Origin of the sequence: Telluria beijingensis (assembly GCF_030770395.1) — a bacterium.
Lineage (GTDB): Bacteria > Pseudomonadota > Gammaproteobacteria > Burkholderiales > Burkholderiaceae_D > Telluria > Telluria beijingensis.
In genome coordinates this window covers 3,294,286-3,306,732 of record NZ_CP132480.1, presented here as the reverse complement: position 1 = coordinate 3,306,732, position 12,447 = coordinate 3,294,286, and the positions used below count along the sequence as shown (strand labels likewise).

General features: G+C 66.4%; 8 protein-coding genes. 3 read left to right on the top strand and 5 right to left on the bottom strand.

Annotated features, from left to right (window positions below; all coding sequences use genetic code 11):
* Positions 1 to 61: 61 nt before the first annotated feature.
* The 3 genes from Q9246_RS14650 to Q9246_RS14640 all read left to right on the top strand — a co-directional run bounded on the left by Q9246_RS14650 (position 62) and on the right by Q9246_RS14640 (position 4,937).
* Positions 62 to 3,094, top strand: a complete 3,033-nt coding sequence (locus Q9246_RS14650; protein ID WP_306391306.1) for a TonB-dependent receptor — start codon at positions 62 to 64, stop codon at positions 3,092 to 3,094.
* A gap of 126 nt (positions 3,095 to 3,220) precedes the next feature.
* Positions 3,221 to 3,940, top strand: coding sequence for a SapC family protein (locus Q9246_RS14645; RefSeq protein WP_306391305.1), 720 nt, complete (start codon positions 3,221 to 3,223; stop codon positions 3,938 to 3,940).
* The gene (locus Q9246_RS14640; RefSeq protein WP_306391304.1) at positions 3,921 to 4,937 is read left to right on the top strand and encodes a cupin-like domain-containing protein; all 1,017 of its coding nucleotides are present in this window, start codon (positions 3,921 to 3,923) and stop codon (positions 4,935 to 4,937) included. The genes Q9246_RS14645 and Q9246_RS14640 overlap by 20 nt, the downstream gene beginning before the upstream one ends.
* A 51-nt stretch (positions 4,938 to 4,988) precedes the next feature.
* Here the strand turns inward: Q9246_RS14640 and Q9246_RS14635 are convergent, their stop codons facing one another.
* The 5 genes from Q9246_RS14635 to Q9246_RS14615 all read right to left on the bottom strand — a co-directional run bounded on the left by Q9246_RS14635 (position 4,989) and on the right by Q9246_RS14615 (position 12,381).
* A complete protein-coding gene (locus Q9246_RS14635) occupies positions 4,989 to 6,296 on the bottom strand; it encodes a sugar MFS transporter (RefSeq protein WP_306391303.1) in 1,308 nt (435 codons plus the stop codon).
* Positions 6,297 to 6,309: 13 nt separating this feature from the next.
* Positions 6,310 to 7,278, bottom strand: coding sequence for a glucokinase (locus Q9246_RS14630; protein ID WP_306391302.1), 969 nt, complete (start codon positions 7,276 to 7,278; stop codon positions 6,310 to 6,312).
* Positions 7,275 to 9,797, bottom strand: a complete 2,523-nt coding sequence (locus tag Q9246_RS14625) for a glycoside hydrolase family 3 protein (protein ID WP_306391301.1) — start codon at positions 9,795 to 9,797, stop codon at positions 7,275 to 7,277. The genes Q9246_RS14630 and Q9246_RS14625 overlap by 4 nt, the downstream gene beginning before the upstream one ends.
* 35 nt (positions 9,798 to 9,832) lie before the next feature.
* Positions 9,833 to 11,197: a GH1 family beta-glucosidase gene (locus Q9246_RS14620; protein ID WP_306391300.1), complete on the bottom strand. Its 1,365-nt coding sequence runs from the start codon at positions 11,195 to 11,197 to the stop codon at positions 9,833 to 9,835.
* A 128-nt stretch (positions 11,198 to 11,325) separates the two neighbouring features.
* Positions 11,326 to 12,381, bottom strand: coding sequence for a LacI family DNA-binding transcriptional regulator (locus tag Q9246_RS14615; protein ID WP_306391299.1), 1,056 nt, complete (start codon positions 12,379 to 12,381; stop codon positions 11,326 to 11,328).
* Positions 12,382 to 12,447 lie beyond the last annotated feature (66 nt).

Below are 12,447 nucleotides of genomic sequence, written 5' to 3'. Positions count from 1 at the left end.
CCGGTTGGCGGAGACACCGTGGCGAGACGACGGTCATATTTATAAAAAGACAGGAGAAGACATGTACTACCCAAAGGCTAAACAGACCTTGATCAGCCTGGCAGTTGCCAGCGCATGCTCGGCATTCATCCCGGCATTCGCGCAGCAGGCGACCCCGCCGGCCGACACCGCGACCAGCGCGCCAACCCAGGCGACCGACGCCGCCAGCAACCCGACCGCTTCGATCACCGGCCCGGCACAACCGGCCGCCCAGACCGTGGTCGTGACCGGCATTCGCGCCAGTCTCGAATCGTCGCTGAACCTCAAGCGCAATGCGCAGGGCTTCGTCGACGGCATCGTCGCCGAAGACATCGGCAAATTCCCCGACACGAACCTGGCCGAATCGCTGCAGCGTATCTCGGGCGTGTCGATCGACCGCGAAATCGGTGAAGGCTCGAAAATCACCGTGCGCGGCGTGGGCCCCGACTTCAACCTGGTGCTGCTCAACGGCCGCCAGATGCCGGTCTCGAACCTGGGCGACCGCAACGGCCGCGCCTTCGATTTCGCCAACATCGCCTCGGAAGCGGTGTCGCAGCTGCAGGTCTACAAATCGAGCCGCGCCGAGACCCCGACCGGCGGCGTCGGCGCCACCATCAACGTGATCACCGCGCGTCCGCTGTCGCGTCCCGGCATGCAGGCCAGCATCGGCGTCAAGGGCGTACACGACACCTCGGCCACCAACCTGCCGGACGGCCTGCAGAGCGGCGACAAGATCACCCCTGAAGTCTCGGGCATCTATTCCAACACCTCGGCCGACGGCCGCTTCGGCATCGGCCTCTCGGCCAGCTACCAGGAACGCAACCTGGGCTACAACCGCGCCTCGGTGCCGAACGGCTGGAAAGGCCCGTTCCGCGGCAGCGACACCCAGTGGGGCACGATCCCGCAACCGGACGCCTCCGGCGCCACCCCGGGCATCGTCAACCGTCCGGGCCCGAACGACCTGTACCAGGTGCCGCAGAACCTGAACTACAACCTCTCCGGCGTGCAGCGCGAGCGCACCAACGCCCAGGTGGTGTTCCAGTTCGCCCCGACCAAGGACCTGACCACTACCCTCGACTACACCTACTCGGAAAACCGGATCCACACCCGCCGCAACGACATGTCGGCGTGGTTCAACTTCGGCCCGTCGTCGAGCAGCTGGACCGACGGCCCGTTCGCCGCCCCGATCAGCTACACCGAGATCATCCCGCTCGGCGCCAACGACATCGCGATGGGCGCCTCGGACTTCGCGACCAAGAGCGAGAACAAGTCGCTCGGCTTCAACGCCGCCTGGCGCGTGAATTCGGCCCTGCGCCTCGAGCTCGACGCCCACAGCTCGTCGGCCGAATCGACCCCGGACAGCCCATGGGGTTCGAGCAACGTGATCGGCACCGCCAGCTTCAGCCGCGGCAACACCACCGCCGATTTCTCGCAGGACTTCCCTGTGTTGACCATCGAAGGCGCCGACTTCCTGCGCTCGCCGCAGCAGGTCACCGGCTCGGTGTTCGAGAACGGCTACATGAAGACCGAAGTCGACCAGGTGCAGACCCACGGCAGCTGGAAGGTGATGGAAGCGTCCGAATTCAAGTTCGGCGTCGGCGCCACCAAGGTCAAGTACCGCTCGGCCTTCTCGGTCCAGCAGCGCGACACCTGGGGTGGCGCGACCCAGGCTTCCGACTACCCGGCCAGCCTGTTCACGCCAGATAGCCTGAGCAAATACTTCGACCGCATCGACGGCAGCGGCAACCCGAACCTGTTCAACCGCTTCCACACCTTCAACTTCGGCCAGATCCGCGACATCGTGGCCCAGGCCTCGGGCCTGCCGCACCTGTACCTGCCGAAGACCACCTACGACACCGACCGTCGTACCGAGGAAAAATCGAAGAGCCTGTACCTGCAGTTCAACACCGAGTGGGATACCCGCTGGCCGATCAATACCGCATTCGGCGTGCGCTACGAGAAGACCGACGTCAGGTCGAGCGCGCTGGTGCAGGTGCCGACCGCGATCAGCTGGGTCTCGCAGAACGAGCTGCCGGTAGTGTTCGGCGACTCGGGCTTCACCACGCTGGACGGCAGCTACAACCACGTGCTGCCTAGCCTCGACGTCGACATCGCCTTCCGTCCCGACATCAAGGGCCGCTTCAGCTACGGCGAAACCATCGGCCGTCCACGCTACGACCAGATCGCCGGCGGCCAGGTGCTCGACACGCTGGCGCGCGTCGAGGGCGGCACCGGTTCGCAGGGCAACCCGGCGCTCGAGCCGGTCAAGTCGAAGAACATCGACCTGGCGCTCGAGTGGTACTACGCCCGCCAGAGCTTCTTCTCGGTCAACCACTTCCGCAAGCACCTGGACAACTACGCCGGCCAGTCGCAGATCATCGCCCAGCCGTTCGGCGTGCGCACCCCGGTGGGCGGCGCCTACTGGAACGCGGCGCTGGCCAATGGCTGCGTGGTGGCGGACACCACCTGCATCCGCAACTACATCTTCCGCAACTTCAACGGCCAGCCTGGCGTGGTGCGCGGTGCGGACAATGCGACCGGCGACGCCACCGGCACCATCACGGCCATCGGCACCGATCCGATCGCGGACTTCCGCATCACTTCGTACTCGAACCAGAAGAAGGCGCGCATCCGCGGCCTGGAATTCAACCTCCAGCACATGTTCGGCAACAGCGGCTTCGGCTTCCAGGCCAACTACACCTACGTCAACTCGGGCCTGAAGTACGACAACAACAGCTTCGGCGAGCAGTTCGCGCTGGTCGGCCTGGGCGACTCGGCCAACCTGGTGGGTATCTTCGAGAACGACAAGTGGAATGTGCGCGCGGCCTACAACTGGCGCGACGAGTTCCTGTCGTCGACCTTCGACGGCCAGGGTCCGAACCCGAACTACGTCGAGAAATACGGCCAGCTGGACCTGAGCATCGGCTACAACGTCAACGACAACCTGAGCCTGTCGTTCGAGGGCATCAACCTGACCGACGAGATCCAGCGCATCCACGGCCGCACCAAGAACCAGGTGCTGTTCGCGGTGCAGTCGGGCCCACGTTATATGGTGGCCGCACGCTACAAGTTCTGATCGGGGCTTTGCCTGTGCCGCCATTCGGGAGTAGACTTTCCGGATAGCGGTATTGACGGCGGGTCGGCAACAGCCGGCCCGCCGTTGTCGTTATTGAATCCCATAAAAAGCCAAACGAGACACACCATGCCCAATATCGCCCTGCTGAACAATATCGAGCACAAGGACCTGCGCATCGTCACCGGCCACCGCCCCGGCCTGGGCAGCGAAGTCGCCTGGGTGCCGACCTTCGCCGACGAATTCCGTTCGCTGCAGGCCCATTACCCGATCATCTTCCGCCAGCTCGAGGACGGCGCCAGTTACGAGGCGATCGCGCTGCTCGGCTTCAAGGAAGATGAGAACCTGTTCCTCGAAGATGGCCGCTGGGATGCGCCGCTGGTGCCCTGGCTGCACGAGCGCCAGCCGTTCTACATCGGCCGCAACGGCGACGAATTGATGATCCAGGTCGACCTCGACCACCCGCGCGTCAGCCAGACCGAGGGCGAACCGGTGTTCAAGCCGCATGGCGGCAATACCGAATTCCTGGACAAGACCAGCGCCATGCTGTCGAACATCCATAACGGCGTGCAGGCCAACGCCGGTTTCCTCGAAGCGCTCAAGCGCCATGAACTGTTCGATGGCTTCGTGCTCGACATCGAGTTCGAGAACGGCGACCGCAACCGCATGGGCGGCTTCTTCACCATCCACGAGGAGCGCCTGGGCGCGCTGGGCGGCGCCGCCATCGCCGAGCTGCACGCGGCCGGCTACCTGGCGCCGATGTATTTCGCGCTGGCCTCGCTGTCGCACTTCCGCGACCTGATCGACCGCAAGAACCGTCGGAATCGTCGTGAAGCCACCGGCGCCTAGCGCCATGCGCGAGATCGGCGGGCTGCGGCCCGCCGACCTGGGGCCCGACATCCTAGCGTCCACCGAGCCGCTGCTGCTGCGCGGCCTGGTGGCCGACTGGCCGGTGGTGCAAGCCGCCCGCAGCTCGCCGCAGGCCGCCATTGAATACCTGCGCCGCTGGTACGTCGACGCCACCGTCAACGCCATGCTCGGCGCGCCCGGGATCGATGGCCGCTTCTTCTACAACGAGGCGCTGGACGGCTTCAATTTCCAGGCCATGCGGGTGCGGCTCGACGCCGTGCTCGATGAACTGGAAAAGCACCTGGCCACGCCACAGCCGCCCGCGCTGTACGTCGGCTCGACCACGATCGACGGCGCGCTGCCGGGCTTCCGGGGCGAGAATGACGTCGACCTTGGTGCGCGCGACCCGCTGGCCAGCATCTGGATCGGCAACCGCACCCGCATCTCGGCCCACTACGACCTGCCGGACAACCTGGCCTGCATCGCCGCTGGCCACCGCCGCTTCACCGTGTTCCCGCCGGGCCAGCAGCATAATCTGTACGTCGGCCCGATCGATATCACCCCGGCCGGCCAGCCCATCAGCCTGGTGGACTTCGCGCAGCCGGATTTCGAGCGTTTCCCGCGCTTCGCCGAAGCTTTGGCACATGCCCAGGTGGCCGAGCTGGAACCTGGCGACGCGATCTTCGTGCCCAGCATGTGGTGGCACCACGTCGAGGCGCTGGACGGCTTCAATGTGCTGGTCAATTACTGGTGGCGCCAGTCGCCGGACTGGATGGACACGCCCAACAACGCCCTGATGCACGCCCTGATGACGGTGCGCGACCTGCCGCCCGCCCAGCGCGCGGCCTGGGCCGAGCTGTTCCGCCACTACGTGTTCGAGGCCGATGACGACACCGCGGCCCACATCCCGCCGACCGCGCGCGGCCTGCTGGCGCCGTTCGACGACAATGCCTCGCGCTTGGTGCGCTCGCAGCTGCTCAAGCGCCTGAACCGCTGATAAAAAAAATGCCCGCGACATCCGCGGGCATTTTTCATTCTGCTTCCGGTCTTACTCGGCCGCGACCTTCTGCTTGTGCAGGTTGGCGTACTTGACGCCGTAGTACATGATGAACAGGTAGCAGGCCGCCGGCACCAGGAACGAGATCTGCAGGCCGATGGTGTCGGCCAGGATGCCCTGCACGAACGGCACCACGGCGCCGCCGACGATGGCCATGCACAGGATGCCCGAACCCTGGCCGGTGAACTTGCCGAGGCCGTGCAGCGCCATGCTGAAGATGGTCGGGAACATGATCGAGTTGCACAGGCCGACCGCCACGATCGCCCACATCGCCAGGCTGCCGTCGGTGAAGGTCGCAATCAGGACCAGCGTGATCGATCCGACCGCGGTCGCCGCCAGCGATTTGCCCGGGCTCACGTAGCGCATCACGGCGAAGCCGATGAAGCGGCCGACCAGGGCGCCGCCCCAGTACATGCTGACGTAGCGCGCCGCATCCGCATGCGACAGGCCGGCGATGTGCGGCTCGCCGATGAAGTTGATCAGGAAGCTGCCGATGCTGACTTCGGCGCCGACGTACAGGAAGATGCCCAGCGCGCCCAGCACCAGGTGGCGGTACGACATCGCGCCGCCCTTGGCGTCGATCGTGGCCGAGGTGGTGTCGTCGAAGGCGATCTTCGGCAGGCGCGCCATCGCGAACAGCACCGCGAGCAGCGCCAGCGCGGCGGCCAGGCCCAGGTAGGGGCCTTGCACGGCGGCGGCTTCGGCCGCCTTGTGCGCGAGTTGTTCGGCTTCCGGCAGCAGGGCCAGCTGGTCGGCCGAGAGGACCACGGTCGACAGGATCAGGATGCCGCCCAGCGCCGGCGCCACCGTGGTGCCGAGCGAGTTGAAGGCCTGGGTCAGGGTCAGGCGGCTGGCCGCGGTGCGGGCCGGGCCCAGCGCGGTGACGTAGGGATTGGCCGCCACCTGCAGGATGGTGATGCCGCTGGCCAGCACGAACAGCGCGAACAGGAACATGCCGTAGCCGCCGTTCGAGGCCGGGTAGAACAGGGCGCAGCCGGCGGCCGCGATCATCAGGCCGGTGACGGCGCCGTTCTGGTAGCCCAGGCGGCGGATCAGCGCGCCGGCCGGCAGCGAGACGATGAAATAGGCGCCGAAGAAGCAGAACTGCACCAGCATCGCCTGCATGTAGGTGAGGGTGTAGATCGACTTCAGGTGCGGGATCAGGACGTCGTTCAGCGACGTGATCAGGCCCCACATGAAGAACAGGATGGTGACGATGACCAGCGCACCGGTGTGCTGGTTGTGCTCCCCTTCCACGGCAGCGCTGGCCACGGTCGGGTTCTGGGATGGATTCTGCATGAAGTCTCCGTTGTTATTGCAGAGTTGCGACGCGGTCCGACAGCATAGCCGAAACCCCGCGCAATGCGGGATATTGTTCGGTGATCAGGTAAGTGGGAATGCGCGCCAGGTAGTCACCCAGGCGTCCCTTGTCCTCGAAGCGCGCGCGAAACGCCGACTGCGCGAACAGGGGGCCCAGGCGCGGCACGATCCCGCCGCCGATATACATGCCGCCGGTCGCGCCCAGGGTCAGCGCGACGTTGCCGGCCACGCTGCCCAGGATGGCGCAGAACACGTCCACCGACGTGCGGCAATCGGCCGACGTTCCATCGAGCGCCGCGGCGCTGATGTCGGCCGCCTTCAGGCGCTTGCCGGTGCGGGCCCAGTGGATCAGTTCCATGCCCATGCCCGACAGCAGGCGCTCGGCCGAGACGTGGCCGTATTCGCCCCACAGCGCTTCCAGGATCGCCACTTCGTCGCGGGTCACGGGAGCGAAGCTGACGTGGCCGCCCTCGCCGGACAGCGGGATCCAGCGCGCGCCTGCCGGCACCACGCCCGAGACGCCGAGGCCGGTGCCGGGGCCGATCAGGCCGATGGTCCGGTTGGGCAGTTCGATGCCGCCGCCGACCTGCTGGCGGCCGTCCTGCGCCAGGTGCGGCAGCGACATCGCCAGCGCGGCGAAGTCGTTCACCACCAGCAGCGTGGTCAAGCCCAATTCGACACGCAAGGCCTCGATCGAGAAGCTCCAATGGTGATTGGTCATCTTGATTTCGTCGCCCTCGACCGGGTTGGCGATCGCAATCGCCGCATGGCGGACCGTGTCGACCGCCAGCCCGCGGCCGCGGGCATTGGCCAGGTAGGCGCGCATCGCCTCGCCCAGGGTCGGGTAGCCGCTGGCCGCCAGCACCTCGATGTCGTCGAAGCCGCCGCCTGCAGCCGACTGCAGGGCGAAGCGCGCATTGGTGCCGCCGACGTCGGCCAGCAGCCGCAGGTTTGCCGTCATTTCAATTCGCCGCACTGCACGGCGCCCGCTTCCTTCGCCGCGCCGCCGGCGATCTCGATATTGGCGAAGGCTGCCGCGAATGCTGCATCGCTGGTGACGGCGAACGGCGTATCGACCCTGGCCAGGTCGATGCCCTTGGCCGTGAAGCACGACAGCGGAATCGCGACCGTGTTCTTGGCGCCGACGGCGAGGCGCTTGAACAGGGCGGTCGCATCCAGGTCGGCGCTGGTGGCGCCCTGGCGCATCGACAGCGTCACCTTGCCTTCCGGCGCCTTGCCGACGATGGTGTCGAAGCGCAGCGCGCCATCCTTGACGGCCGCCGCCGGCAGGGCGATCGCGCGCGCACCGCGCGCTTCCAGCGTGGCCGGGCCGGTCCAGTCGGCGCGCTTGGCATCCTGCTGGGTATTGACCTGGGCGGTGGTGACGGTGATGTTCGGCAGCTTGAAGCTGGCGTTCAGGTCGGCGCCCAGCACGGTGGTTTGCTGGCCGCTGCGGATCGCCAGCGGGTAGCTCAGGCGGTCGGCCTGGCTGAACACCGGGAAGGTGTTGCCGGCGCTGCAGCCGCCCTGCGGATAGCTCTCGTCGAGTTTGCCCAGTTTGGAACGGGTGCCGGCCTTCAAGCCATAACCATAAGCGAACAGCGGTGCGTAATCCTTGTCGCCCACGTTCAGCCTGACCTGGCAGGCCGACTTCGGCCACGAGAACGGCAGCAGGCCGCGGAAGTCGTAGCGTTGCTGGCCTTCGACCAGCAGGTCCGACACGCCCTTGCCCTCGGAACCCGGCAGCCAGGCCGAGATGAAGGTGTCCGACAGATTGAGCAGGTCGTTGGCGAACACCGGACGGCCGGTGACCATCACCGTGACCACCGGCTTGCCCTTGCCGCCGACCGCCTGCAGCACCGCCAGGTCTTCCGGATAGCGGCTGCTGTGGCGCAGGGTGCCGGACGGGTGGATGTCGCCGTCGCCTTCGGCATACGGACGCTCGCCGATGACGGCGACCACGACGTCGAACTTCGCCACGTCGACGCCTTTCGCATCGAGGCTGAAGGTGACGTTGTCCTTGCCGGCTGCCTCGCGGATGCCGGCCAGGATGGTGTCGGCATTCCTGAAGTCGGCATTGGTGGTGGCGGTGCCCTGCCAGGTGATCGACCAGCCGCCGCTCTGGTTCGACAGCTCGTCGGCGCTCTTGCCGACCACCAGGATCTTTTGGCCGCGCTTGAGGGGCAGGGCCGGACCTTCGTTCTTGAGCAGCACCAGCGACTCGCGCACCGCCTGGCGCGCCAGGGCGCGCGCCAGCATCGCATCGTCCTTGCCGGCGTAGGCGTTCTGCACCGGGCTCTTGTCGAACAGGCCGGCGCGCAGCTTGACGCGGATGATGCGCGACACCGCATCGTCGATGCGCGCCATCGGGATCTCGCCCGCTTCCACCTGCTTGATGGTGTTGGCGATGAAGGCCTTCCAGTCGTCCGGCACCATGATCATGTCGTTGCCGGCATTGATCGCCTGGGCGCAGCTGTCGTTGCGGCAGCCCGGCACTTCGCCGTGGCCGTTCCAGTCGGTGACGACGAAGCCGTCGAAGCCCATCTTGGTCTTGAGGATGTCGGTCAGCGCTTCCTTGTTGCCGTGCAGTTTGCCGTACTGCTTGCCGGTCGCGGTATCGGTCCAGCTGTTGAACGAGGCCATGACGACCTGCGCGCCCGCGTTCAGCGCCGGGAAGTAGCCGGCGCCGTGGATGTTGATCATGTCCGCCTGCGAGGCCTCGGTCACGCCGCGGTCCTTGCCGTTCTTCGTGCCGCCGTCGCCGATGAAGTGCTTGGCGGTGGAGATGGTATTGGCATCGTCCTTGAACGTGCCCTGCATGCCCTTGACGTATTCGCCGGCATAGCTGCGCACCACTTCGGGATGCTCGGCATAGCTTTCGTAGGTGCGGCCCCAGCGGTCGTCGCGCACCACGGCCAGCGTGGGGCCGAACACCCAGGCGATGCCGGTCGCGCGCACCGCCTTGGCAGTAGCGGCGCCGATCTCGCGCATCAGCTGTGGATTGCGCGCCGCGCCCAGGCCGATATTGTGCGGGAACAGGGTGGCGCCCGGCACGTTGTTGTGGCCGTGGACCGCGTCCGTGCCCCACACCACTGGCACCTTGATCGCCAGGTCGGTCTTCATCGAAGCCTCGTGGTAGGCCTGGGCCAGCGCCAGCCACTCCTTGGCATCGGCTGCCTTGTTATTGTTCGGCCAGCTGCCGCCGCCGTTCAGGACCGAGCCGAGGTAGTACTTCGTCACATCCTCGGGTTTGGTGGTCTTGATCTCGGGCTGGGTCATCTGGCCGACCTTTTGCGCCAGCGTCATCTTGCCCACGATTTCCTTGACCCGCTTCTCGATCGCCTCGTCCTTCTGGATGGCGCTGGTCACGCGCGGCCAGTCGGCCAGTTTGGTGTCGACCGGGGCGGCGGCGCTGCAGATCGCCGGCAGGGCGAGGGCGATGGACAGGGCCAGCGTGGAAGGACGAAGCTTGAAGGTCATGGAGTGTCTCGCTTATTGTTCGTTGAAGTGAAGGCTCATTCCTGGCGCAGGAAGGAACCGTACCATTTGCCGCTGTTCTTCAGGCGGCGCTGCTGGGTGGCGTAGTCGATGTGCACCAGGCCGAAGCGGCGCTGGTAGCCCTCGGCCCATTCGAAGTTGTCGAGCAGGCTCCAGGCGAAATAACCCTTGATCGGCGCGCCGGCGTCGATCGCATCCTTCATGGCGGCCAGGTGGCGCATCAGGTAGTGGCGACGCTGGACGTCGTCGATCTCGCCGTCCGGGCCGACCTTGTCCTCAAAGGCGGAGCCGTTCTCGGTGACGTACATCGGGCCCGGGTGGTAGTCGTTCTCGATGCGGGTGAGCAGCTCGGTGAAGCCTTCCGGCGACACCGGCCAGCCCATCGCGGTGATCTCGCCGCTGCTGGTCGGCAGCACCTTCGCATCGAGCGGCGCGTGGCCGGCTTCGTGCTTGACCACTTCGGGGAAGTAGTAATTGACGCCCATGAAGTCGGTCTTGACGGCGATCGCTTCCATATCGCCCGGTTCGACGTCGGGCGCCGCGGCGCCGAACAGCTCGCGCGTGGCTTCCGGGTAGCCGCGGCCGAACAGCGGATCGAGGAACCAGCGGTAGCGCAGGCCGTCGTGGCGCTCCATCGCGGCCTGGTCTTGCGCGCTATCGCTGGCCGCGCGCAGCGGGTGCAGGCTGACCGCCATGCCGACCTGCGCATCCGGCACATTGGCGCGGATCAGCGGCACCGCCTTGCCGTGCGAGACCAGCACATTGTGCGCGACCTGCAGCGCGGCCTTGAGGTCGGTCTTGCCCGGCGCATGCCAGCCTTCGAAATTGCCGATGATCGCCGTGCACCATGGCTCGTTATGGGTGATCCAGTGTTTCACGCGGTCGCCCAGGGCGCGCGTCATGGCGTCGGTGTACTCGAGGAAGGCGTCGATGGTGGAGCGGTTTTCCCAGCCGCCGGCATCCTGCAGCGCTTGCGGCAAGTCCCAGTGATACAGCGTGGCCCATGGCTGCAGCCCGCGCTCGAGCATGCCGTCGACAAGGCGCGAGTAGAAATCCAGGCCTTTCTGGTTCGGCTGGCCTTTCACGCCGGTGTAGATGCGTGGCCAGGCGAACGAGAAGCGGTAGGCGTTCAGGCCCATGCCGCGCGCGATATCGAAGTCTTCCGGCCAGCGGTGGTAATGGTCGCAGGCCTCGATGCCGCTCGAGCCGTCGCGGATCGTGCCTGGGGTGGCGGCGAAGCGGTCCCAGATCGATTCCACCCGGCCGTCTTCGCGGCCGGCGCCTTCGATCTGGTAGGACGAGGTGGCGCAGCCCCACAAAAAGTCACGGGCGAAATCGCTGCGCTGCGGCGCGTGAGGCTCGGGTCGGTTGGCAGTGGTCATGGTCTCGCTTCAGGTAATGGATGTGTTCTGAATAAAATATGGGGAAAGCTTAGCAGAACGATTGGAAAGCTTTCCAGTTTGTTGCCAAAAAAATGGCCGCGCACGGCCGGCCGGGCCGCATGCCGGCCTCACTCGCGTTTGCTCCTGGCCTTGCTCCTGCCGCCCTTGGCCTTGGCTGCGCCGATGTTCGCCAGCGAGGCGCGCATCGTCACGCCGACCGGGAAGTTGCGCGCCACCGGGCGCTTGAGGTCGTAGCAGCGGTTGAGCAGGGCATTGATGCCGTTCTGCGTCATCTCGCGCCACGGCATGTGCACCGACGTCAGGCGCGGCGCCGAGAATTCGGCGCTGGGCGTGTCGTCGTAGCCGATCACCGACAGGTCGCGCGGCACGCTGATGCCGGCCTCCTGGAAGTAGGAGAGGGCGCCGACCGCCATTTCGTCGTTGGCGCAGAACAGGGCAGTGCAGGGCCGTTTCGATTCGACCAGCGCCTTGGCGGCATGCCAGCCGCCCAGCGGCGAGAAATCGCTCTCGACCAGCCACACGCTGTCGGTGTCGACGCCGCCGTCCTTCAGTTCGTGCATGAAGCCGTCGATACGCGCCACGTTGTCGACCAGCGCGCTCGGGCCGGCGATGACGGCGATGTCGCGGTGGCCGTGCTCGAGCAGGGTGCGCGCCGCCACCCTGCCGCCCTGCGCATGGTCGACCGTAAAGCACTGCTCCGGGATGTCCCTGAAATCGTGGTTGAGCGCGACGATCAGGCGCCGCTTGCCGCCCAGGGCGGCGATGTCTTCGTCGAGCAGGGCGCTGGTCATCATGATCAGGCCGTCGCAGCCGCGCTCGATCAGGAACTCGATACCCTCGATCGCCTGGTTGCGGGCGTCGCCCAGGCCGACGCCGAAGGCCACCACCATGTGCAGGCCGGCCGCGCGCAGCTCGGTGTCGATGATCTGCAGGATCGGCGTGTAGAAGGTGCCGGACAACACGGGGATGTAGACGCCGACCATCCGGCTGGTGCCGGACAGCAGGGCGCGCGCCGCGTGCGAGGGGCGGAATCCCAGCTCGTCGATCGCCTTGCGCACGCGTTCGAGCGTGGCTGGCGACACCGAGCCCTTGCCGCTGACCACGCGCGAGGCGGTGCCGAGACCCACGCCTGCCAGCCGCGCTACGTCCTTGATTGTCGCCACTAACGAATCCTATCCAGTGAAAAGATCAAACAACCGTCAAGCATACTGCATTCATCTGCGTATGGC